A 23,113-nucleotide genomic window follows, 5' to 3' on the forward strand; every position below is an offset into this window, starting at 1 on the left:
CCCATGACCCCCTATCGCGCCGTTATCGGTCTTGCCGGCCACGTGGATCACGGCAAGACCCTGCTGATCAAGGCCCTCACCGGCATCACCACGGCCCGCGCCCACGAGCAGGCCATCGGCATGACCCAGGATCTCGGCTTTGCCCACTTTGACGACGGTCAGGGCAACACCATAGGCGTCATCGACGTGCCCGGCCACGAGCGCTATATCCGCAACATGGTGGCAGGGCTCTGGAGTCTGGATCTGGTGCTGCTGGTGATTGCTGCCGACGAGGGGTGGATGCCGATGACCGGCGATCACCTGCGCCTGCTCAAGGCGATGGGAGTGCCGCGCCTCTTGGTCTGCATCAACAAGTGCGATCTGGTCTCCCCCGACGAGCTTTTGCTGTTGGAAGAGAGCCTGCTGGAGCGGGTGATGGACGAGAGCGGCATGGTGCCCGATATCGTTAGCGTCAGCGCCAAAACCGGCGAGAATATGACTGCCCTGCACACCGCCATCGTCTGCCAGCTGGGAGATATGGCTGAGCATCATGCTCCCCGCGAACAGGCCGCCCCGCGCCTCTATGTAGACCGGGTCTTTACCGCCAATGGCACCGGCACCGTGCTTACCGGCACCTTGCAACAGGGCTGCCTCAAGCTGGGGGACAAGCTGCGCCTCTACCCCGCCGATCGGGAAGTGCAGGTGCGCTCCCTGCAGGCCTATCACCAGAGCGTCGACGAGATCGGCGCCGTCTGCCGGGTGGCGGTGGGCCTGAAAAAAGTGCCCCACAAGGAGGTGGCCCGCGGCCACTGCCTTACCAGCGCCGCTGGCCAGTGCGAGGCGGCAACCCACCTTATTGTGCGACTCAACGCCGAGAGCCTGAGCGGCAAGGCGCTGCGCACGCAGGAGATCGAGGTGGCCCTTGGCAGCTGGCATAGCCGGGCCCGTTTCGTGCCCATCAAGGATACCCGGCTGGCGCGACTGATCTTTACCAGCCCCATCCCCTGCTTCTTTGGCCAGCCGCTCGCCATCATTCGCCACGGCAGCAGCGAACTGCTGCACGGCGCCCGCATCGTCTGGTGCGGCGACATCCATCCCGCCAGACGCAAGGCGCTGCACACCCTGCTGGGCGAGCTGCCTGATGACTTGGAGCGCTACAACCCCGCAGCCTTGCAGCTAGGCCTCAATGGCTATGTGCTGGCCAGCCGCTTTGACCAGCAGCCAGAGCAGATCACCCCCCTCGGTGAGTGGCTGCTGGATAACTGCTGGCTGGCCCAAAGCCGCGACCAGCTGCTCGCCACGCTGGCCAGCGAACCGCTCAGCGCCGCCGAGCTGGCAACCCGCTTTGGCATCGCCCTGCCGGTCATTCAGGCCCTGCTCCAGCAGCTCAAAAGCGAGCAGCTTGTTCGCCTGCACCATAACAAGTGGCAGCAGGGCAGCGGCGAGTCGGAAGATGATCTGGGGGAAGAGGCGCAGCTGGTGCTCAAGGTGGTGCGAGATCAAGGCAAGGAGGGTTACGAGCCCGGTAAACTGGGCCCCGGCGGCGTGGAGCTGGATCCCTTTATCACCCGCAAGCTGCCCGCCGCCCTGCAGCAGGGCTTGCAGCAAAAAGGCGCCCTGCAAAAGCAGCTGCGCAATCTGGCGCGACTCAAGTATCTGGTGCAGCTCGATGGCCCCATCTACTACGACGCCGAGCTTTACAACCAGATGGTCGCCGCCGTGCTGGCGGGCCAGCAGGTGGGAGATCTGATCGACATGGCATCCCTCAAGGAGATCACCGGTTTGTCGCGCAAATACGCCATTCCGTTCTGCCTGCGCATGGAGATGGATGGCTGGGTGCGGCGCGAGGAGAACGAGCGCCGGGTACTGCGTTTGCCGCAGACTCAAGATGAGATGGAGCCGGCATGATCGCCACCATCGCCCCCTCTGGCTCTGCCAATCCTGTGGCCAACCGGCTGCGCCGCGAATTTCATATCGACGGCATCGTGCAGGGGGTCGGCTTTCGCCCCTTCGTCTATGGGCTGGCACTGCGCCACGGCCTTGCCGGCTATGTGTTGAACGATGCCAACGGCGTCACCATTGGCGCCGAAGGATCGCCCGAGCAGCTCGCCAGCTTTGCCCGCGAACTGCGGGAACTGGCGCCGCCGCTCAGCCGCATCGATCATTTCAGCGAGCGGGAACTGCCCCTTGCTCATGATCCCGACTTCGATGGCCAATTTCATGGCCAGTTTCGAATTAAAGCGAGCCAGCAGCAGAGCTCTGCAACGGTCGCCATCTCGCCGGATCAGGGGATGTGCGAAGCGTGCGCCACGGATGTGGCCAATCCCGCAGATCGCCACCATCGCTACCCCTTTACCAACTGTACCCACTGTGGCCCGCGCTACACCATCATCCGCCGCCTCCCCTACGACCGCCCCCATACCGCCATGGCGGGCTTTGCCATGTGCCCGCGCTGCGCGGCGGCCTATGAAAACCCGCTGAACAGACGCTACCACGCCCAGCCGGTGAGCTGCCCCGAGTGCGGGCCGCATCTCAGCTGGCGAAATGGCCGTGGCGATGCCTTGGCCGAGCGCGAGGATGCCTTGCAAGCAGCTGCCCGCGCCCTGCAAGCAGGCAAGCTGATTGCGGTCAAGGGGATGGGGGGTTATCACCTGATGTGTGATGCCCGCAATGAACAGAGTGTGGCCAGATTACGAACACTCAAGCGGCGCGCGCGCAAACCGCTGGCGGTGATGATGGGCTCCCTTGCCGAGGCCAAATTGCATGTCACCGGCAGCGAAGACGAGTGGCAACTGCTCGCCTCTCAGGCCAGACCCATCACCTTGCTGCGCAAGCGCATTAACGATGATCGGCTCTCAGAATCTGGACCGTCAGCCGCGCCGCTGGCCGCGGGGATCGCCCCCGGCATCCCCTACCTTGGCATCATGCTCCCCTATACCCCGCTCCATCAGCTGCTGCTGGACGCCTGCGCCATGCCGCTGGTGGCCACCAGCGCCAATGGTCGCGGCAGCCCAATCCTTATCGAGTGCGAGGCGGTGGTCAGGGAACTCGGCAGCGAGATTGACGGCATCCTGGATCATAACCGTCCCATCCTGCACCCTTGCGACGACAGTCTGGTGCAGTGGGCAGGCGGGCGGCGCCAGACGTTGCGCCTCGCCCGGGGCTATGCCCCCTGCACTCCCACCCTACAAGAGGCGGTCAAGGTGCCGCTCTTGGCAGTCGGGGCGCAGCAGAAGAACCAGCTGGCGCTCGCCTTCGGCCGCCAGCGCATCTACAGCCCCTATATCGGCGATCTGCACAGCCTGCCGATGCAGGAGCACTTCGAGCAGACCCTGGCCACCTTTCGCGATCTCTACGATCTCAAACCCGAACTGCTGGTCTCGGATCGCCACCCGGGCTACCTCAGCCACCAGTGGGCCAAACGCTATTGCCAGGATCAGGGTGCAACCCATCTCGAGGTGCAGCACCATCACGCCCACCTGCTGGGGGTGATGGCCGAGCACAACATCACGGGCCCGGTGCTGGGGGTTGCCTTCGATGGCACCGGCCTTGGCGATGACGGCACCCTCTGGGGCGGCGAGCTGCTGATCGCAGACGTTAAGGGCTTCGATCATGTTGCCCACCTCAAACCCTTCAAGCTGATCGGCGGTGAGGCGGCCATCCGCGAGCCGGTACGCCAACTGCTGGGGCTGCTGTTTGAATCGCACAGCCCTGAGCAGATCAGCGCCCTCGATATTCCGTTGATCAACAAACTGCCTATAGAGCGGATCAGCAACCTGCACCAGCTCTGGCAGCTGGGTCGCAACACTCCCTACACCAGTTCCATCGGTCGAGTGTTCGATGCGGTGGCGGCGCTCTTGGGGGTGATCGACACCCCGGATTACGAGGGCGAAGCGGGGCTATTGCTGGAGGCGGCTGCCTTGCAGCTGGCCCCCGATGAACAGCCCTTCCCCCTCGCCTTTGATCTGAGCCAATCAGCGGAGGGACCACTGCATATCGAGTGGGCCGAGCTCATCAATACCCTTGTCAGCGAGCGGCGCCAAGGCACCGCCACTGCCAGCCTGGCCGCCGGTTTTATCCGCGCCATCAGCAATCTGGTCATCGCCCTTGCCGAGCGCTTCCCCGGCTATCCGGTGGCGCTCGGGGGCGGCGTCTTTCAAAACCGGGTGCTGATGGACCAGCTGGTGCCCGCTCTCGAAGCAGCCGACCGGCAGGTATTGACCAGCGAAACCCTGCCGCTAAATGACGGTGGCATCGCCGCCGGTCAGCTCTGGTTTGCCATCCACCATCTTGCCACGCATCAGCCTGTCACCACCGGCTGTGCCACCTTGTCGGAGTCCTGAAATTCATGTGTCTATCCATCCCCTCTCAGGTGGTGCAACTGCACCCCGAAGATAACTGCGTCACCGTCGATACCCTGGGGGTGCAGCGGCGCGTCAGCTGCATGCTGCTCGAAGAGCCCCTCCAGGTGGGCGACTATGTGCTGCTCCATATCGGCTTTGTGATGAGCAAGATTGACGAAGAGGAGGCGCAGGCCAGCCTCGAGAGCTTCCGCCAGATGGTGGCCCTGATGCCAGAGCAGGATATTTTGCCATGCTGACCTTGAATGATCTCTTTCAGGGCTTTCGCCAGCCCGAGGTGATCCGCGCCCTCGCCGCCCAAATTACAGAACTGGCCAAAGACCTGCCCGAGCCGCTGCGGGTGATGGAGGTGTGCGGCGGCCACACCCACACCATCATGAAATACGGCCTGCACCAGCTGCTGCCGGCCAGCATCGAGTTCGTTCACGGCCCCGGCTGCCCGGTCTGCATCATGCCAAAAGAGCGCATCGATCAGGCCATCGAGCTGGCCCGCCAACCCAACGTCATTCTGGTCACCCTGGGGGACATGATCCGGGTACCGGGCTCCAAAGGCACGCTGGCCCAGCAGCGCGCTAAGGGGAGCGATATCCGCCCGGTCTATGACCCCCTCGATGCCCTGCGTATCGCCAAAGAGAATCCGGAGAAAACCGTGGTCTTCTTCGCCATCGGCTTCGAGACCTCTACCCCGATGACCGCCGCCTTGCTGGCTGCCGCTGAAGAGCAAGAGGTCGATAACCTCCTGTTTCATATCAACCATGTGCTGGTGCCCCCCGCCATTCATGCGGTGATGGCCGACGGGGTGGCCAAGGTGAACGCCTTTATCGGCCCCTCCCACGTCAGCGTCATCACCGGCGCCGATATCTACCTGCCCATCGTCGAACGCTATCAGGTGCCTGTGGTGGTGAGTGGCTTCGAACCAGTGGATGTGATGGAGGCGCTCTTGATGATGGTGCGCCAGAAGGTGGAGGGTCGCTATGCGCTGGAGGTGCAGTACAGCCGCGCCGTCACCGCCAGCGGCAATAAAGCAGCCCAGCGGATGGTCGAGCGCTTTTTCGAGACCCGTGAGCACTTTCGCTGGCGAGGTCTGGGGGATATCAACGCCTCCGCCCTGCGCCTGCGCGATGCCTTTGCCAAACGCGATGCGGAGCGCCACTTTCAACTCAATCAGACTCCCATCGATGACCACAAGGCGTGCCAGTGCGCCGATATCCTGCGCGGCCTGGCCAAACCGAACCAGTGCAAAGTCTTTGGCCGGGGCTGCACCCCGACCCAGCCCATGGGCAGCTGCATGGTCAGCTCCGAAGGGGCCTGCAATGCCTACTACCGATATATGGGGATCCAGGAACAATGAGAGAAATACAACTTAGCCACGGCGGCGGCGGCGTGGAGATGAACCAGCTGATCAACCAGCTCTTCTTTCGCCACTTTGGTAACGAGATCCTGTTGCGCGGTGAAGATGCCGCCCTGCTGCCGGTGAACGGCCCCGTCGCCTTCACCACCGACAGCTTTACCGTCTCGCCACTGTTCTTCGAGGGGGGCGATATCGGCAAACTGGCCATCGCCGGTACGGTCAACGATCTCGCCATGATGGGGGCCAAACCCGAGTATCTGAGCTGCAGCTTTATCATCGAGGAGGGCTTTCCCTACGCCGATCTCGCCCACATCGTCGAGTCGATGGCAGCAGAGCTTGCCAAGAGCGGCGCCCGCATTGTCTGCGGCGACACCAAGGTGGTGCCCAAGGGAGCCGCCGACAAGATCTTTATCAACACCAGCGGGGTCGGCACCTTCCCTCTGCCTGAGCAGAGCAGGGGCATCTCGGTACGCAACCTCAAGGCCGGTGACGCCATTCTGGTGTCGCGGGATATCGGCAGCCACGGCGCCTGCATCCTGATGGCCCGTGACGCCCTGCAACTGGGATCCGATCTCAAGAGCGACTGCACCACCCTCTGGCCGCAGGTCGAAGCGCTGCTGCAGGCTGGCATTACCCCTCACGCCCTGCGCGATGCCACCCGCGGTGGCCTCGCCGCCGTGCTCAACGAGTGGAGCACCGCCTCCGGCGTTGCCATCGAGCTGGAGGAGTCCACCATTCCGGTGTGCGATCCGGTACGCGGCCTGTGCGAGCTCTACGGCTTCGAGCCCCATGATCTCGCCAACGAGGGGACCATGGTGCTGGCCCTGCCTGCCGAACAGGCGCAGGACGCACTGGGCATCTTGCGACAATTCAACCCCGCTGCCAGCCAGATCGGCGTGGTGCAGGCAAGCGATCGCCACAAGGTGATCCTCAACAACCCCTGGGGCAGCCGCCGTTATCTGGAGCTGCCGCAAGGGGAGCTGCTGCCGCGGATCTGTTGAGCAACCATGCCGTTCCGTCAATTACAGGGAGGAGTCACGGCTCCTCCCCATATCGGTTAAGGAGCTACCATGCACGAAATGTCTCTGGCCATGGCCGCCATCGATCTGGCGGCCGAGCAGGCCACCCAGCGGGGCTTTAACAAGGTGACCGCCCTCTGGCTCGAGGTCGGCAGCTTCTCCTGCGTCGACCCGGACACCATTGCCTTCTGTTTCGAGGCGGCCGCCAAGGGCACCGCAGTCGAAGGAGCCCAGCTGCACTTCCTGCACCAGGCGGCAGAAGCCTGGTGCTACGACTGCAACAAGACGGTCACCCTCACCGAGCGCGGGCAGGCCTGCCCCGAGTGTGGCGGATACAAATTACGAGTCGCGCAGGGTGATAGCCTGCGCATCACCGACATCGAGGTAAGTTGATATGTGTAGCGTATGCGGATGCGGCCAGGCGCGGATCGCCGGCCATGAGCACGATCATGAGCATCATCACGAACATGAACATCACCATGAACATGGTCATGAGCACGACCATCATCATGCTCATGACGCCCATCACCATCATGACCACGAGCAGAGCGCACCACGCACCCTGATCATTCACCACCACTACCACCATCAGGGTGATGTTCATCATCACTACCACGGGGTACGGGCTCCCATAAGCCACGAGGGGCATGTTCAGCCGCATGAGCACCACCATGATCATCCCCACCACCATCCTCATGATCATGCCCACTCTCATGATTACGGGCATGACCATAGCCATGACCATGACCATGACCATGACCATGACCATGACCATCAGCAGGGTGATCTGCACTACGGCAAAGGGGAAGCGGGATTGTCGGTGCCCGGCATGGGGCAGCGCCAGCTGATCGCCATCGAGATGGATGTGCTGGCCAAGAACAATGCCTTGGCGGCCCATAACCGCGAGCACTTCGACGAGGCGGCCCAGTTGGTGCTTAACCTGGTGTCGAGCCCGGGTTCAGGCAAGACCACTTTGCTGTGCGAAACCCTGCGCCAGCTGGCCGACAAGCGCCCCTGCGCCGTGATCGAAGGGGATCAGCAGACCAGCGCCGATGCGGATCGTATCCGTGCCACCGGCGTCCCTGCCGTGCAGATCAACACCGGCAAGGGCTGCCATCTGGACGCCAAGATGGTCCACGACGCCTGCCACCAGCTGCCCGCCAATGAAGGGGGCATCCTCTTTATCGAGAACGTGGGCAATCTGGTCTGCCCCGCCAGCTTCGATCTCGGCGAGAAGTACAAGGTGGCGATCCTCTCCGTCACCGAGGGGGAAGAGAAGCCGCTGAAATACCCGGACATGTTCGCCGCTGCCCAGCTGATGGTGATCAACAAGATCGATCTGCTGCCCTACGTCAGCTTTGACGTGGCCCGCTGCATCGAGAACGCCAAACGGGTCAACCCCTATATTCAGGTGATTCAGGTCAGCGCCACCACCGGCGAAGGGATGGATGCCTGGCTCAACTGGCTGGCCAGTGCCTGAAACTGAACCGGATAAACACCGTTGCTAACTGTGGATAGCAAAAGAGGGAGGCTGATGCCCCCCTCTCTTTATCTGCGCGCTTTGCCAACGGTTCTCTCTGTACAGAATGGCCAGCGTTTTATACTCGCCCCCCTCACCCTGGCCCTCTCCCCAGGGAGAGGGAATCGGTTTGTGGATGCCGACAGCATGCAGCAACTATACGACTCCCTCAAACGCCTCAGGGGGCACTTCGAGCATAACAACCAGCCATATTTTCAAACCCCAAGGTTCTCCAAACCCTAAACCCCGAGCCTGGCGAAATGGCACCTTCTGCTCCCTTCTCCCCTTGCGGGAGAAGGGCTGGGGATGAGGGGGAAGCCAATCCTCAGGCCGCATTTTCAGCCAATACACCAGTCACGGGCTGCATCTCACCAAAGCGCAGCACCCGATGGCAGATCTGGCGCAGCAGCGCCTGCTGGTGACTGAATATCACCATGCCAAGCCCGCGCTGTTCGCACTCAATCATCAACTCCCGCCAGAGCTGGCGCTGAATTTGCGGGTCCAGCTGGGCAGTCACCTCATCGGCAATCAGCAACCGGGTGCGGGGATCGAGGGCGCGCAGCAACGCTATGCGGGCCAGCTCGCCACCGGAGAGCTGACCGGGTTTACGACCAAGCCATTCAGGCTTGACCATAAAGCGGATCAGCATGGCCTCATCGGGACGCCACACATCCCACAGCGCCTGCCCGGTGGTGCGATAGGGATTGAAGGTGAGTTCCGGGTGCTGGGGCACCAGCTGGATGGGGTTATAACCTTTTACCTGTTCAGGCACCGGCTGCCCATCAAGCAGGAGCAGCCCGCCGGCCCCAACCGGTTGCCAACCTGCCAATACCCGTCCCAGCGTGGTCTTGCCATGGCCACTCGGCGCAGAGATACCGAGCCGCTCGCCCGCTTTCACCGTCAGCGATAAACCCTGCCAGAGGGGGCGTTCCCCCTGAGCGATAGTGAGATCCCGTACTTCAAACATCAGGAAACCTCCGGCACAGAGAAGAGCGCATTGAACTCGGGCAGCGCCTGCCAGTGGGCACGGAGCATCTCGCTCCCCTGCCCCTGACGCAGATGGTGGCAGCTCAAAGTATCGCTCACCTGCCCCTGATGCAGCGCCACAATGCGATCGGCAAAGCGGGCCGCCAGCGCCAGATCGTGGGTGACCCAGAGGATACCGCTGCCCTGATTGGCCAATTCACGCAACTGGCCGAGCAGCAGACAGGCCAGCCCCTCGTCGAGCCAGGCGGTGATCTCGTCTGCCAGAATGTAGCGGGCGCCGCCGAGCGCCGCAGTGCAGGCCAGAATGCGCTTGGCCATGCCGCCGGAGAGCTGGCGCGGGTACCTGTCCAGGGTGGTCGTGGGCAGCTGGTAGCGCAGCAGCTGCTCACCGAGCCGCTCGCGGGAACCGTTCTGGCCGCAGAGACGTGCCGCACGGCCCAGCTGGCGCTCCACCGTCAGCAATGGATTGAGGGCGCTTACTCCCTGTGGCACATAGCAGAGAGTGTGACCGCGCAAACGGGCCCGGCTGGCGTCGCACAGGGGTGTGCCATCGAGGGAGATGGCGCCGAGCATGCGCAGGTTGTCCGGCAGCAATGTCAGGGCGCTTTGCAGCAGCAGGCTCTTGCCCTCGCCGCTCCCCCCCACCAGCGCCACTATCTCCCCCGGCGCCAGTTGCAGGCTGATATCGGTCAGCAATGGCTGCCAGCTACGCCGCCCCAGCCAGGAGTAGTGGGCCGCCTCTATGGTCACCTGATCAAAACTCAGCATGGTTCACTCCTGTGCCACAGCAGCTGTTGCAAGGCGCGGGTAGCCTGATCAAAGAGCAACACCAGCAGCAGCAACATCAACCCCGGGAATAGGGCCAGCCACCAGCCGCCACCGGCCAGATAACGCAAGGCATCAGCCAGCAGCAGGCCCAGCGAAGCCTCGTGGGCTGCCAGCCCAAAACCGAGAAAGCTCAAGGCCGCGCTGTGCAGCACCGCATGGGGAAACATCAGCAGGGTGCCGATAAACCACTGGGGCAACAGCCCCGGCAGCAGGTGGATGCGCCAGCGACGCAGCGCCCCCATCCCCTGACAGCGGGCCAGCACCACATAGTCGCTGCAAGCGATCCGCCGCGCTTCTGCGCAAAGAATGAGCGCCAGCTTGGGCCAGTGGGTCAGCGCCACCGCCAGGATCACCCCGCGCATACCGCCCCCCACGGTAAAGCAGATGAGGATCAAGAGCAGCATATGGGGCAGCGCCAGCATGGCGTCGATGAGCAGCCGCACCGCCGCATCACATCTGGGATGAACGAGCGACACGCTTGCCGCCACCATGGCCAGCAGGCCACTGCAGAGCGCCGTGCTGATGCCGAGTTCCAGACTGGTGAGGGTGCCTTGAAAAGCCCGCAACCAGAGATCCCGCCCCATCTGATCGGTGCCGAACCAGTGGGCCAGCGAGGGGGGCTGCTGGCGCGCCAGCAGATCCATCGGCACATCCTGATGAGAGAGGCTCCAGCCGTAAGTGACCAGCAGCGCCAATCCGAGCAGGGCAAAAACCAGCCTCAGTATGGAGGGAAACGGATTAAACAACATGCTCACCCTCCCAACCCCGATTGATGCGCGCCAGCAGCAAACTGGCCACCGTGTTGCCAATAAAGACCAGCAGGGTGCAGAAGAGCACGATTCCCATCAGCAAGGGGATATCGCCCCTGAGCCCCGCATCCACGGTGGCCTGGCCGAGCCCCGGGTAGGAGAAGACCTTTTCGGCCAAGAGCGATCCGCCAATCAGTTCACCGAGGGAGGCAAACTGCAGGCAGAGCGCCGGGGTCAGGGCGTGGCGCAGCACGTGAAAACGCAGCATGGGCCAGCCGCCATCCCCCTGAGCGCGGGCGTAGCGGATAAAGTCGCTCTCCAGCACCTCGGCCACCCGCCCCCGGGTATGCAGGGCAATGTTGCCCAGCCCGAGCAGCGCCAGGGTAGTCACCGGCAGCAACAGATGGCGCGCCCGTAATCCCCAATCGGCCTCATCGGCAGCGAGCCCCGGCGTCCAGGCGCAGCAGACTGGCAGTAGTGGCCAATGCACCGCAAACAGGGCGAGCAGCAAGAGGCCGACCCAGAAGGTGGGCAGGGAGGCGAGCAGGTAGGCAAAACGGCAAATCAGGCGATCGGGCCAGCGGTTGAGATAGCGACCGGCGCAGAGGCCCAGCAAAATCCCGAAAAAGCCGGAGAGCAGCCAGGCACCCGCCAGCAGCAGGAAGGAGGCGGCAAAGCGCTGGCCAATTACCTCACCCACAGGCGCGTTGTAGAGCATGGAGTAACCGAGATCCCCCTGCAGCACCTGGCTAAACCAGTGCCAGTAGCGCAGCCAGAGCGGTTGATCCAGCCCCCAGCGAGCGGCGATGCGGACGTACTGCTCCGGCGGCACATGGAGCAGATCGTTGCCGATATAGGCCTTGATGGGGTCGATGGGGGAGTAACTCAGCAGCACAAAGGTGGCGACCGAGACCAGACATAACAGCCCTGCCAGACGCAGCAGGGCTTTTAGCAACAGATAACCTGAATGACTCAAAGGCGAACTTAACGGCACGTCCACCGCCAATCCTGCAGGTTGTTGAGCAGGGACCAGCTACCGTGGATTTCCGGCGCCCCCTTGCCAAGATCGATGCAACGGTTGGCGAGATAGGTGTGCTGCACATTGAGCAGCCAGGCCCAGGCGGCATCTCCCTGCACTCCGGCGCCGGTCTTGCCATCCCACTCCACCTGCTGCCAGAACGGCACGGCAGCCTGCCAGTTTGGAGCATCCAGCGCCTGCTTGAGGTGGCCATCCACCACAGGGTTGCTGTAGTAGCCCGGGTTGTAGAACTCCACGCCACCGGAGCCGCTCTGGTAGTGGTGATAGAGCTCCATGGGATCCAGACTCCCCCACCCCATCAGCACCGGGTTGGCGTGCATCTCCCGCTCCACCTGCTCCCAGCTGCCGGACTTGAGGCTCACTTCGAGGCCGATGGGTTTGAGCATGGCCCGCACCGCTTCTGCCAAATCCCGGCGGGTGCTGTCGCCACTGGAGTACCAGAGGGTAAAGGCGGCGCGCAGATTGCCCTTGTGGCGAATGCCATCGCTGCCCCTCTTCCAGCCTGCCTCATCGAGTAGGGCGTTGGCGTGGGCGACATCCCCATCCTTGAAGGCGGTGGCTTTGTTCAGCCAGGGCAAGCCTTCTACCGCGCTGTAGGCGGGGATGGCATGTCCTTCCAGCAACTGGTCGGCCAGCAGCTTGCGGTCGATGGCGTAGTTGATGGCGCGGCGCACCGCCACGTCCGAGGTCACGTCGTTGCCGATGGGATAACCCTTGGCATCCTTGCCGCCCGCAGGCGGAATGGGGAAGACGATGCCGCGGTTCTCCACGCTCGGCCGCACCCAGAGCCTGAGGGCGGCAGGCACGGTGGGCGCCAGCGACGGGGCAATGCGCACCACATCGAGCTGGCTGCTCTGGGCAGCAGCATAGGCGCTCTCTTCATCGATAAAGACAAACACTAGCCGTTTGAAGTCATTGTTGCCGCCAGCGTAATAGGGGTTCGCCTCCACCACCAGTTGCTGGCCGGGCAGGAAGCTCACCAACCGGTAAGGGCCGGCACCGACCGGCTTTTGGGCATATGCTTTTGCGTCGTAATCCTTCTTCGACACTATCCCCAAGGATCCCAGCACGTTGACGAAGGTGCTCTGGGGGGCGCTAAGAGTGATGGCAACCTCGGTGGGCGAGAGCACCTTGGCCGAGACAAAGTTGCCCATGTCGATCTTGCCGCCGCCCTTGGCCGCGCTGTTGTAGGTAAAGGCCACATCCTCGGCGGTGAGCGGCGCGCCGTTGGAGAATTTCAGGTCAGGCTTGAGGGTAATGATCCACCCCTTGCCATCCTTGCTCGGGGTCACAGCCTGGGTGAGCACATTCTGCCAACTGAGATCGGCGTTCTGCTTGAGCAGCGGGCTATGCAGCAGCAGGTAGCTGCCGTGGCTCCAGCCAAGCAGAGGGTCAAATCCTTCGGTGGGTTCGGCTCCGATGGCGAGCTTGAGCTCGGCAGGCACAGGTTGGGCAGCGGCCAGCGCCGCGTGAGAAGCGGTGCCCAGCAGCAGGGTCAACAGGGCGGTAGCGCTGGATCTGGCGTAATGGCGAAGGGAATTGCGAGAAACAGTCATGGGGATCCTTCTTGTTTTGTACCACTCACGGATCATCACTCAAAAAAGAGGCGGAATGCGTGTCTGAACATGGGAGTGAGGGGCCAAAATGGCCCCCTATTCTAAACTTGATTTCGCGTGAAACCTAGCGACTATGCCGGTTGACCGCGCCGGGCACCTAATAGCCGTCTGCGACCCAGATCCACGCCGCCAGCCCCTTGTTGTACCGGCAAGGAGAGCAGCATCTTGAGGGTGCTGCTCACCAGTGCTCGCCCCTCCCCGGCCCCGAGATGGGGATCGAGCGGCGACATCAGGGAGCAGGCCAGCAGCTGACCACTTTCGGGCAGATCACCCACCATAAAGGTCATGTTGCCGCAGGGGAGCTGCAGGGCGAGTCGATCGCTGCTGCTGCGCACCGGCCAAAGCTGATCCGGCCCCGGCAGCACCACCACGCTCAGCATCCAGGGGGTGAGCACACAGCCAAGCCACTGACCTTCAAACAGCACGCACTCCGCCACTATGGGCATGTCCGGGTGATAGAAGGGCAACGCCTGCATCTCTTCGCGAGCGATCCGCTCGTACTGGGCTACCAGCAGAGGCGCAGGATTGCTGGCAAATCCGGCAAACTCCTGTGCCGTCTCCGGTACTATCTCCAGCACTCTATCAACCTCGCTTAAATGGGACTGCGCCATAGGCCCTCCCGCGCTTGTTCAGCTTTCTCCTGCTCAGAGAGCGGGATGGCAGGGGCACCGACACTGGCCAGCAGGGTCAAGATCCGATCCGTCGCCTCCCCCATGGCCGCCGCCACCACAGGGGTGAGGCCGATGCGGGGCTCGAGGGATTCGGGTTCTATGCCGATCAGAGTGAGCCGCTTGGGCGACTCCCCCGTCATATGCAACGCCGAGAGCACGTCCGCCAGCCCCAGCTGATGGGGGGAGATCTTGCGGCCAAACAGGGTCGGGATCTCCTCATCTTTCAGAGTCACTACGGTGCCCGGCGGATTACCGCTGCGCACCGCATCCGCCAGAATGATGTGATCGCGACTGGCCATCGCTTCGAGCAATTCCATGCCGGCGGTACCGCCGTCGAGCAGCTCGATGCCGGGGGCGAAACGGTAGTTGCGCCCCAGCGCCTCGACGATGCGAACCCCTACCGCCTCATCGCTCAACAGCAGGTTGCCGACGCCCAAGATCAGGATGTTCATCACAACACCTTCACCTGAGTTGTTTCGCCATTCTGGGTATCCACCACGTGCACCGCGCAGGACATGCAGGGATCGAACGAGTGGATGGTGCGCACCACCTCCAGCGGTTTGGCGGGATCCGCCACCGGGGTGCCCACCAGCGCCTGCTCGTAGGGGCCGGGCTCGTCATTGAAGTTGCGCGGGCCCGAGTTCCAGGTCGATGGCACCACCGCCTGATAGTTCTCGATCTTGCCGCCCTTGATGACGATCCAGTGGGAGAGCATGCCACGCGGCGCCTCTTCAAAGCCCACTCCGCGAAACTCTTTATCCGACGGGATCTCTGCCTTGATGTAGGCGGTGGTGTCCCCCTTGCCGATGTTGTCCACCAGCGCCTTCCACTGGTGCGCCAGGGTATCTTTGAGCACGCAGCAGCGCACCGCTCGACCGATGATGCGACCCATGGTGGAGTGCAGCTGTTCAGTCTTGATGGCAGAGCCGGTGAGCGCCTTGTAGATGCCGTTCAGCTGATCGAAATGCGCCACCGTTTCCGGGTGTTTGGCGGCGAGCTTCACCAACAAGTCTGCGAGCGGCCCCACCTCCACCACCTTGCCGTAGAAGGTGGGGGATTTGACCCAGGAGTATTTGCCGTCATCCTGCCAGCCGGTGTAATTAGGCTCGGTTTTGCCCTCCCAGGGTTTGAGGGGCTCGTCATCCTTGTACCAGGCGTGCTTGTTGCTCTCGGCGATGCCGTCCATCAACCAGCCATCCTGATGACTCTCGATGGGGCGATAACCCGCCAGATTGCCATTCTCGATATAGCCGCCCGGCATCAGGAAGCTGCCGCCGTTGGCGTCGGTGGGGAGCTCCGGCACGCTCAGGTAGTGCTTGGCCCCCTGCCCCAGATGCAACCACTCGGGGTAGTGGGCGGCTATGATGGCGGCATCCACCTTGTAGACCTGCTCGATAAACTCGCCGAGCCGGTCGATAAAGCTCTTCACATAGAGCAGCCGCTCCAGGTTGAGCACGCTAGGTGCATCCAGATTGATGGGGTTGGCCACGCCGCCCACCGCCAGATTCTGGATGTGCGGGCTCTTGCCACCGAGGATGGCGACAATGCGGTTGGCATCGCGCTGGTACTCCAGCGCCTGCAGGTAGTGGGCCACGGCGATTAGGTTTACCTCCGGGCTCAGCTTCATCTCCTTGTGACCCCAGTAACCGTTGGCAAAGATGCCGAGCTGGCCGCTCGCCACCAGCGCGCGGATCTTGTCCTGCACCTTGGTCAGTTCATCGGCACTGTTGAGGGACCAGGTTGATACCCCCTTGAGCATGTCCGCCGCTTTTTGCGGATTGGCCTCAAGGGCCGCGGTGATGTCCACCCAGTCCAGCGCGGAGAGCTGATAGAAGTGGACGATGTGATCGTGGATGTTGTGGGCCGCGATGATGAGGTTGCGGATGTACTGGGCGTTGACCGGCACCTTGGCGCCGATGGCATTCTCCACCGCCCGCACCGAAGCGATGGCGTGGATGGAGGTACATACCCCGCAGATGCGCTGCACTATCATCCAGGCATCGCGCGGGTCGTTGCCCTTGACGATCTCCTCCATCCCGCGCCACATGGTGCCAGACGACCAGGCTTTGGTCACTTTTCCGCCTTCGATTTCGCAGTCGATACGCAGGTGCCCCTCAATGCGGGTGATGGGGTCTATGGTGATACGTTGGCTCATACGTTGGCTTTCCCTCGGGCCTGATAATCTTGGTGAACACGTTCAAGTGATGGCAGTACCGGCAGCAGCCGGATCAACAGCAAATAGGCACACACCTCGATGGCAACGAAGCCCAGAGAGATCAGCACCTCCTCCGCGGAGGGGAAGTAGTGGTAGCCATTGCCGGGGTTGAAGGCGAGCAGGGAGTAATCCAGTCGCCAGAGGGCGGCGCCCAGCAGCATGCTGAGGGCCCCCAGGAACAACATGCGCGAATCCCGGCGGCTCTTGTCCCAGTGGAACACCAGCAGCGGGAAGATCATCAGCGCAATCTCGCTCCAGAACATGATGGAGAAGCGATTGAACTCGGAGAGATACTCCGACTTGTCGTGGATGACGATCTCGGCAAAGCGCAGCGCCACAAACAGGATCAGGAAGATATCGATCACCTGGGTCAGTTTGTAGAAGAGCGACTTCTCGTTGGGGCCCCGCCCCGCCAGTCCCGCCTGCACCAAAGAGCCCTCAAATACCACGATGGAGAAGCCCATGATGAAGGCGGTCAGCAGCGAAAAGACCGGCAGCAACTCGTAGCTTTGCCAGAGCGGATGGATCTTCTCCCCCGCCACTATCATCAACGAGCCCATCGAGGATTGGTGCATGGTGGGCAGCAGAGCCCCCAGCGCCAGCACGAAGAACATGATCTTGTTGAGGCGAATGAGCGACGCCTTCCAGCCGAACTTCTCCAGCAGCACGGGCGCAAACTCCAGCGCCATCACCCCGATATAGATGGTCATGCAGACCGCCGTCTCGAACAGCACCGAGGAGGTGTTGAAGTGACCGGGCAGGTAGAAGTACGGCAGGTTCCAGTAACGCCCCACATCGATGGTGATGGAGAGGCCGCCCAGCGAGTAGCCGAACAGGCTCGCCAACAGGGCCGGTCGCACCAGCGGGTGATACTCGCCCCGGTTGAACACATAGACAGCCCAGGCCAGCGCCCAGCCGCCACAGGCGAAACCGGTACCAATCAAGAGATCGAACGAGATCCAGAGCCCCCAGGGGTAGCCGCCATTCAGATCGGTGACCGAGCCCAGCCCGAAGACGAGGCGTTTCAAGATCAACATGCCGCACAGCACGGCAAAAGGGGCCAGCACCAGCACAGGCCAGCTGACCAGCTTGCCGCCGAGGGGATGTGCCTTGTGATTACTCATGATCCTTGCCTCCCTTTGTAGTGCCCTGATCCTTGATCTGCGCACGCCCCTGATCATGGCCATCATCGTGATGATGATCGTGACCATTCTTGGTGTTGCGGCGAATGAGCACCGAGAGGCCAGTCAGCACCACCATGGGCAGCACCATCCCCTTGTAGAGGGTGTGCTGGATATGCTCGGAGCGGGCACCGGAGGAGAGCTCCGGCAGATCGGGCATGTCGAGCTTGGTATAGGGCACCCCGGCCAGCACCAGCACCTGGGTGCCGCCCCCCTCTTTCTCGCCATAGACGTAAGGCTGGTAGTTGGGCACCTCGTGCAGGTAAGGGTCGTTGGCAGAGAGGGTCTGGCGCGGATAGGCATATTCGCTGCCCGGAGTCGCCAGCAGACGACGCTTGGCCTCGGCCATCAGCTCCTCGCGGGTGCCGAAGATGACGGCGCCGGTCGGGCACACCTCGACACAGCCGGGCAACTTGCCCTGATCGATCCGCTCAAGCCCCTTCTGGTTGCAGAGCTCGCACTTGTGGATCGCCCCCAACGGGTTGTCGTAGTCATATTTGGGTACATCGAACGGGCAGCCCACCATGCAGTAGCGACAGCCGGTGCAGACGCTCGGGTCGTAGTGAACGATGCCGGTCTTGGGATCTTTTGTAAGAGCCTGCACCGGACAGACAGAGACGCAGTTGGGATCGACACAGTGCATGCACTGCTTCTTGATGTAGGCGTAGCCATCCACCAGCTGATCCTTGTGCTCGCCAGTGCCGCTCTTCCACACCTGAATGATGTTGTTGGTGTAGGGGGTCAGCTTGTCGTTGTTGGACCAGGTTTGCGCCCCGGCTGGATTGGCCGGGTTGCCGTTGAGGCGCTGACACTCCGCCACACAGGCCTGACAGCCGACGCAGAGGGTAGAGTCATACAACATGCCGAGCGCGCCAGGAATGGGCGGCTTGTTCTTGGCCGCTGCCAGTGCGGTGCCGGGTACGGCTGTGCCCGCCGCCAGTGCACCGACGGAGGCGAATTTGAGGAAGTTGCGTCTGTTCACGGTTACTCCTCCCGTGATGGGTGCTGCCCGGCTTCGTGGCGCTTCTGCTGGCGACCGAGTTCACGCACCGTCATCAGACTCACCCCCACCAGCACCCCGAGGGCGCCACCGATAAGGCCGGTCGCAGTGGGCGAGGTATAGCCCCCCTCCTGAATTTTCACATCGGGTTTATCCACCCTCGGAGTCGGGTTCTCTACCTTGGCAAGCTGGAAGATCCCCTTGCTAAAACCGACCCCCTGCTCGTTGCAGCCATAACAGGGGTGACCGATGCCGACCGGCCAGATGCCGCCGCCCACATCGCAGAACTCAAGGGTCGAGCAGTTGCCATAGGTCTCCGGCCCTTTGCAGCCAAGATGGTAGAGACACCAACCCTGACGGTGACCCTCATCACCAAACTCCTTGGCAAAACGCCCTGCGTCGAAGTGCGGACGACGCTCGCAGTTCTCGTGGATCAGCCGCTCATAGGCAAACAGCGGGCGCTTCTTGCTATCCAGCGCCGGCAGCTTGCCGTAGGTGATGTAGTAGGCAACCGTGGTGAGGAAGTTGTGGGGATTGGGCGGGCAGCCCGGGATATTGATGATGGGAGTGCCGATATTGCCGAGCGCCTCTTCAAGGCTGACGGCGCCGGTCGGGTTGCCACCGCTGGCAGGCACACCGCCCCAGGCGGCGCAGGAGCCGATGGCGATGACCGCAGCCGCGTCGGCGGCTGCACGGCGAATATGGTCGACGATAGGCTCACCGGCCACCATGCAGTAGACGCCACCATCCTTGAGCGGAATGGAGCCATCCACCACCAGCACATACTTGCCTTTATAGCGCTTGATGGCATTGTGCTTGTTCTCTTCCGCCTGATGACCAAAGGCCGCCGAGAGCACCTCGTGGTACTCCAGCGAAATAGTATTGAGGATCAGGTTCTCGATGGTGGGGTGCGTGGCGCGCAGCAGTGACTCGGTACAGCCGGTGCACTCCTGCGCCCCAATCCAGATCACCGGCGGCCGCTCGGGGCTGGTGAGCGCGGTGGCCATCTTGGCGACGGCATGCTGACTTAATCCCAGGGTTGCGGCCATCCCGGCACACAATTTCATAAAATCACGGCGATTAATCCCATGAGCCGATAAAAAATTATCCTCGACCATTCTACTTATTCCCGTAGTGAGCACTTGTTTGATAAATGCTTAATAGCGGAAATGCTAAGGACTCACCCACCCTGCAGTATTGATCTCTATCAATTTCGACCGGCTTACCCCTATTTTCATAGCGAGCCACATCACAAATGAAATTAATTACCCCCAAAGAGATACTTAGCAACTCCGTAAATTTTATGAACTTAATTGGATATTAAATAATTAATCGCCGCATATCCTCTCTTTCACTGTGAGCCAAATTAACATGATTGAAATCTTGGCTATACCGCTTATTTCACAATACTGATACCCACCAATAAATGATCCATTGAATATATCTTTACTCATCTCATTGCATATTCCATACAGTCATCCACGGGACAACCTCCTGACTTGCCTCCCCATACCAGGACTGTCTCACGGCCAGCTGCCACCGGTAGCAAGCACGGCCTGCACGGCACGATTTACCTGCATGTCGCTTGGTTTCAGTTTGCATTTTACCTGCGCTTCAGTGCGACACGTTCTACTGCGAGCCCACACAGCACAACCCCGCTTGTCCTCCCTGACGTTTAACACCGCTTAATGAAAAGATGCCGCCGAGGTATGCATATCAGTATGACCTCCCCCACTCTTTATTGTCTTGGATGCTGGTGAGTAAAATATCGCGCTCACGGATATGTTTACGCATCATCATGAATCTGCATTCAAATTAATGATGAGAGAAAAGGCAAGGTGGAAGGCTGCCTGCAACATAGTGTACATATTTAACTCGCGATGCATTCGCTCATCTGGTTACAGATGTTACCGCCCGCCTTCACACTATTTACCTTCACGTCACCCCGTTTAATTAACCAGAGCGTAAATATCCATCCCCATTGATAAAGATGATAATTATTCTTGTTCAATGGCAACCCCAAAAAATGAGTTGGGATGACGATAAACATGACAAACTATAAGTGTATTAATCATCAGCCTAGCAGTGCCCCCAGCCACTACCTTGCCTGATCGAACTCGAACTCGTTGACAGCCCTGCTCAGCTCGTGAAATTCAGCCCGCAGCGGCCGCCAGCCTCCCCCTGACTGCCTCTGATAACCACGCCATGGAGCCTTGTTTCTGGCTGGCCCAATGGACACTTGCCAAGTGCGGGAATTGAACAAAAAAACGATAAAAATCAAGATAGATAGCCAAATGAAATGACATAATTGACTATAGTTCAATCAAACGTTTGAAAAACGTGACCACTTCACATGGGCCCAGCGCAATGACCACTGAACGGGAACAGTTGATCCGCTCACTGTTTGATGAGTACATCGAGATGTATTCATCACGGGATGATCGGCTCACCACGCGGTTTAGCGACAATTTCAGCGGTTTTGCCGGCAGCAGTGATGTTCTGGTTACCGATAGGGATGAGTGGATCCGGATAACCCGCCGCGATTTTGCCCAGATCCCAGGCAGGATCCGCCTGGAAATACTCGATGTGACCCTGCAAGATCTGGCCGCCGATGTGGTGGCGGTCACCGCCTTCTTTCATATCCATCTACCGAAATCAGAACCTATCCTCTCCCGCAGAACCGCCAGACTGGTATTGATTTTTCGACACGAAGCCATGGCGTGGAAAATTGCTCACAGCAGTATCTCCATCCCTTACAGTGCGGCTCGGGAAAGCGAAATTTACCCGATGACCAGTCTTGAGGAGCGCCAACATGAGCTGGAGCTCATTATCGAGCTCAGAACCAAGGAGCTGGCGGAAGCGAACCGGAAACTGGAAGCGCTCAGCAATACCGACGGGCTCACCAACATCGGCAACCGTCGTCTGTTCGACAACTCATTGAACCAGGCCTGGGAGCGCTGTATTCAGACAGAGATGCCGATTGCGCTCATCATGCTCGACATCGATCATTTCAAGCAGTTCAACGACCTCTATGGCCACGTTGCCGGTGACGAGTGCCTTCGATTGCTGGCCCATACCCTGGCGCAATCCGGGCGCCGCTCGGGGGAGTTGGTGGCCCGCTACGGCGGAGAGGAATTTGTCATCCTGTTGCCACATGTCGAGCGTCAATCCGCCTATGAAATTGCCCAACATATCCAGCGACTGATTTTTACACTCGCGCAGCCACACGCACAAAATGCCACCGGTCTGGTGACCGTTAGCATGGGTGTTGCCTGCCTCAGACCATCGAGTCACTGGCAGCCATCTGAACTGGTCAAACTGGCTGATGCTGCGCTCTACACCGCCAAATCATCCGGCCGTAACTGCATCAGAGTGGCGGAGTCACCCAGCCTCCCGCAACCAGTCTGCCCATAAGTCCCTCATGCGTGACCATCCTCCCCGTGGGGAACCACTGCGCGCTAACCATGCACGGCAAGGCTCAACGCATCCCATCGCAACATACCTTCCCACTGATCCAGTGTGCTTTGATAGGTATCTGCCGCGTTGTAATGGACCATGGCATGCAGGCGAGCATGATGGCCAAGTCGCTTGACCACGTCGGGCATGGCATTGAGGCTGGCCAGCACCCGCGCCAGATCGCCGGGATCGTTTGGCTGATATTTGCGGCAATTCACGTCATCGGCGAGGTGTCGGTCCCACCAGGCGCCATCGGCCGGGATCACCACGCATAATCCTGCCGCCATGGCCTCCAGAATGGAGAGGCCAAACGGTTCCTGATGACTGGTGGAGACAAAAATGCCGCATCGAGATCGGATCTCGTCAAGATTGGCGGGGTTGGCATACCAATAGGTGTCTGGCAGTTGTGGCTGGGGCTGGCTGCAGGGTTGCAGCGTGCCCTTGGGCTGCAGATAGCACACCATCAGCTCGGGGCGAGCGTCAGGGATCAGTTGATGGGCGGCCAGCATGGTCTCCAGCCCCTTCCAGCGTAGCAACGAGGCCGCCCACAAAATACGAGGCCCCCCCAGGGTCGCTTTGGGCCAATCAATCTCGCTCAAGCCGTTGGTAAATGGCTGCCAGTGTGACGGGAACTCGGTCTCGCCAAGCCGGGCCAGCAATGCCGCCAGGGAGCTGCGGGTTGATTCGAGATAAAACACAAAATTCGCCCGTTGCAAGGCCCTGGCAGAGAGCCCCGAGCACCCCACAGGGCCATGGATCAGCTGAACCACCCGGCACCGCAACCAGCGGGCCGCCCAGTAACAGCAGAGATCCACCCCCGGCCCGGACGCCGCCACCAGGCACTTCACCTGCCCCAAGCGCAGCACAAGCCAGAGGATCAGCAGGGTCTGCCACCCCTGTTTGAGCAGATAGCCGATGCCGGACTCCCGCCCCTTCAATATGTGGGGCAGCCAAAGAGGATGATGCTGACAACGGGGCCAGGAGTCGGGATCCTGGGTCAACACATGGCATGTGAGCCCGGGCATCCGTTTGGCCAACTCATCGAGCAGCACTTCGGTCGCAACCTTGGAGCCACCGCGAAACGGGATAGGATCCACAACGATGACCTTTCCGAACACCGGCTCAGTTTGCATGCTCATCTT

General features: G+C 61.1%; 21 protein-coding genes. 8 read left to right on the forward strand and 13 right to left on the reverse strand.

All coding sequences use genetic code 11. The annotated features are described in order from the left end of the window. Positions 1 to 3: 3 nt before the first annotated feature. The 6 genes from selB to hypA all read left to right on the forward strand — a co-directional run bounded on the left by selB (position 4) and on the right by hypA (position 7,103). The gene (selB, locus tag OKC43_RS00315; RefSeq protein ID WP_270658785.1) at positions 4 to 1,887 is read left to right on the forward strand and encodes a selenocysteine-specific translation elongation factor; all 1,884 of its coding nucleotides are present in this window, start codon (positions 4 to 6) and stop codon (positions 1,885 to 1,887) included. Next, the gene (hypF, locus tag OKC43_RS00320) at positions 1,884 to 4,322 is read left to right on the forward strand and encodes a carbamoyltransferase HypF (RefSeq protein WP_270658784.1); all 2,439 of its coding nucleotides are present in this window, start codon (positions 1,884 to 1,886) and stop codon (positions 4,320 to 4,322) included. The genes selB and hypF overlap by 4 nt, the downstream gene beginning before the upstream one ends. Positions 4,323 to 4,327: 5 nt before the next feature. Beyond that, on the forward strand, positions 4,328 to 4,579 hold the full coding sequence (locus OKC43_RS00325) for a HypC/HybG/HupF family hydrogenase formation chaperone (protein WP_017784111.1): 252 nt from the start codon (positions 4,328 to 4,330) through the stop codon (positions 4,577 to 4,579). Next, positions 4,573 to 5,691, forward strand: a complete 1,119-nt coding sequence (gene hypD / locus OKC43_RS00330) for a hydrogenase formation protein HypD (protein WP_270658782.1) — start codon at positions 4,573 to 4,575, stop codon at positions 5,689 to 5,691. Before OKC43_RS00325 ends, hypD begins: the two co-directional genes overlap by 7 nt. Next, a complete protein-coding gene (gene hypE, locus OKC43_RS00335) occupies positions 5,688 to 6,692 on the forward strand; it encodes a hydrogenase expression/formation protein HypE (RefSeq protein ID WP_270658781.1) in 1,005 nt (334 codons plus the stop codon). The genes hypD and hypE overlap by 4 nt, the downstream gene beginning before the upstream one ends. Before the next feature lie 69 nt (positions 6,693 to 6,761). Then, a complete protein-coding gene (hypA, locus tag OKC43_RS00340; RefSeq protein ID WP_098969481.1) occupies positions 6,762 to 7,103 on the forward strand; it encodes a hydrogenase maturation nickel metallochaperone HypA in 342 nt (113 codons plus the stop codon). Here hypA and OKC43_RS00345 read toward each other — a convergent pair. Further along, positions 7,081 to 7,461: a hypothetical protein gene (locus tag OKC43_RS00345; protein ID WP_270658841.1), complete on the reverse strand. Its 381-nt coding sequence runs from the start codon at positions 7,459 to 7,461 to the stop codon at positions 7,081 to 7,083. The two genes, hypA and OKC43_RS00345, sit on opposite strands and share 23 nt — an antisense overlap. On the opposite strand from OKC43_RS00345, the gene hypB reads away from it, so the two are divergent. Further along, positions 7,342 to 8,190, forward strand: coding sequence for a hydrogenase nickel incorporation protein HypB (gene hypB / locus OKC43_RS00350; protein WP_270658840.1), 849 nt, complete (start codon positions 7,342 to 7,344; stop codon positions 8,188 to 8,190). The two genes, OKC43_RS00345 and hypB, sit on opposite strands and share 120 nt — an antisense overlap. Positions 8,191 to 8,554: 364 nt before the next feature. Here hypB and OKC43_RS00355 read toward each other — a convergent pair whose 3' ends face one another. The 11 genes from OKC43_RS00355 to hybO form a co-directional block, all read right to left on the reverse strand. Then, positions 8,555 to 9,196 (reverse strand): ATP-binding cassette domain-containing protein, encoded by a 642-nt coding sequence (locus OKC43_RS00355; RefSeq protein ID WP_270658780.1) that lies wholly within the window; start codon positions 9,194 to 9,196, stop codon positions 8,555 to 8,557. Further along, positions 9,196 to 9,984 (reverse strand): ATP-binding cassette domain-containing protein, encoded by a 789-nt coding sequence (locus OKC43_RS00360; RefSeq protein WP_270658779.1) that lies wholly within the window; start codon positions 9,982 to 9,984, stop codon positions 9,196 to 9,198. Before OKC43_RS00360 ends, OKC43_RS00355 begins: the two co-directional genes overlap by 1 nt. After that, positions 9,978 to 10,793, reverse strand: a complete 816-nt coding sequence (locus tag OKC43_RS00365) for an ABC transporter permease (RefSeq protein WP_270803705.1) — start codon at positions 10,791 to 10,793, stop codon at positions 9,978 to 9,980. Before OKC43_RS00365 ends, OKC43_RS00360 begins: the two co-directional genes overlap by 7 nt. Further along, positions 10,783 to 11,793: an ABC transporter permease gene (locus tag OKC43_RS00370; protein ID WP_270658777.1), complete on the reverse strand. Its 1,011-nt coding sequence runs from the start codon at positions 11,791 to 11,793 to the stop codon at positions 10,783 to 10,785. The genes OKC43_RS00365 and OKC43_RS00370 overlap by 11 nt, the downstream gene beginning before the upstream one ends. Then, complete coding sequence (locus OKC43_RS00375) at positions 11,778 to 13,388, reverse strand: ABC transporter substrate-binding protein (RefSeq protein WP_270658776.1); 1,611 nt, start codon at positions 13,386 to 13,388, stop codon at positions 11,778 to 11,780. The genes OKC43_RS00370 and OKC43_RS00375 overlap by 16 nt, the downstream gene beginning before the upstream one ends. A 131-nt stretch (positions 13,389 to 13,519) precedes the next feature. Further along, the gene (hybE, locus tag OKC43_RS00380; RefSeq protein WP_064337830.1) at positions 13,520 to 14,059 is read right to left on the reverse strand and encodes a hydrogenase-2 assembly chaperone; all 540 of its coding nucleotides are present in this window, start codon (positions 14,057 to 14,059) and stop codon (positions 13,520 to 13,522) included. Next, complete coding sequence (locus tag OKC43_RS00385) at positions 14,041 to 14,571, reverse strand: HyaD/HybD family hydrogenase maturation endopeptidase (protein ID WP_064337829.1); 531 nt, start codon at positions 14,569 to 14,571, stop codon at positions 14,041 to 14,043. The genes hybE and OKC43_RS00385 overlap by 19 nt, the downstream gene beginning before the upstream one ends. Continuing rightward, on the reverse strand, positions 14,571 to 16,274 hold the full coding sequence (hybC, locus tag OKC43_RS00390; protein ID WP_270658775.1) for a hydrogenase 2 large subunit: 1,704 nt from the start codon (positions 16,272 to 16,274) through the stop codon (positions 14,571 to 14,573). Before hybC ends, OKC43_RS00385 begins: the two co-directional genes overlap by 1 nt. Then, the gene (gene hybB, locus OKC43_RS00395) at positions 16,271 to 17,458 is read right to left on the reverse strand and encodes a Ni/Fe-hydrogenase cytochrome b subunit (protein ID WP_005351459.1); all 1,188 of its coding nucleotides are present in this window, start codon (positions 17,456 to 17,458) and stop codon (positions 16,271 to 16,273) included. The genes hybC and hybB overlap by 4 nt, the downstream gene beginning before the upstream one ends. After that, positions 17,451 to 18,497: a hydrogenase 2 operon protein HybA gene (hybA, locus tag OKC43_RS00400; protein WP_158113072.1), complete on the reverse strand. Its 1,047-nt coding sequence runs from the start codon at positions 18,495 to 18,497 to the stop codon at positions 17,451 to 17,453. Before hybA ends, hybB begins: the two co-directional genes overlap by 8 nt. Positions 18,498 to 18,499: 2 nt before the next feature. Beyond that, positions 18,500 to 19,633, reverse strand: a complete 1,134-nt coding sequence (gene hybO / locus OKC43_RS00405; protein ID WP_005345182.1) for a hydrogenase 2 small subunit — start codon at positions 19,631 to 19,633, stop codon at positions 18,500 to 18,502. A 1,249-nt stretch (positions 19,634 to 20,882) separates the two neighbouring features. On the opposite strand from hybO, the gene OKC43_RS00410 reads away from it, so the two are divergent. Further along, the gene (locus tag OKC43_RS00410) at positions 20,883 to 21,929 is read left to right on the forward strand and encodes a GGDEF domain-containing protein (protein ID WP_270658774.1); all 1,047 of its coding nucleotides are present in this window, start codon (positions 20,883 to 20,885) and stop codon (positions 21,927 to 21,929) included. A gap of 44 nt (positions 21,930 to 21,973) precedes the next feature. Here OKC43_RS00410 and OKC43_RS00415 read toward each other — a convergent pair whose 3' ends face one another. Then, a complete protein-coding gene (locus OKC43_RS00415) occupies positions 21,974 to 23,110 on the reverse strand; it encodes a glycosyltransferase family 4 protein (protein ID WP_270658773.1) in 1,137 nt (378 codons plus the stop codon). Positions 23,111 to 23,113: the final 3 nt, after the last annotated feature.

This window comes from Aeromonas sp. Y289-2, from assembly GCF_027705925.1.
Taxonomy (GTDB): domain Bacteria; phylum Pseudomonadota; class Gammaproteobacteria; order Enterobacterales; family Aeromonadaceae; genus Aeromonas; species Aeromonas veronii.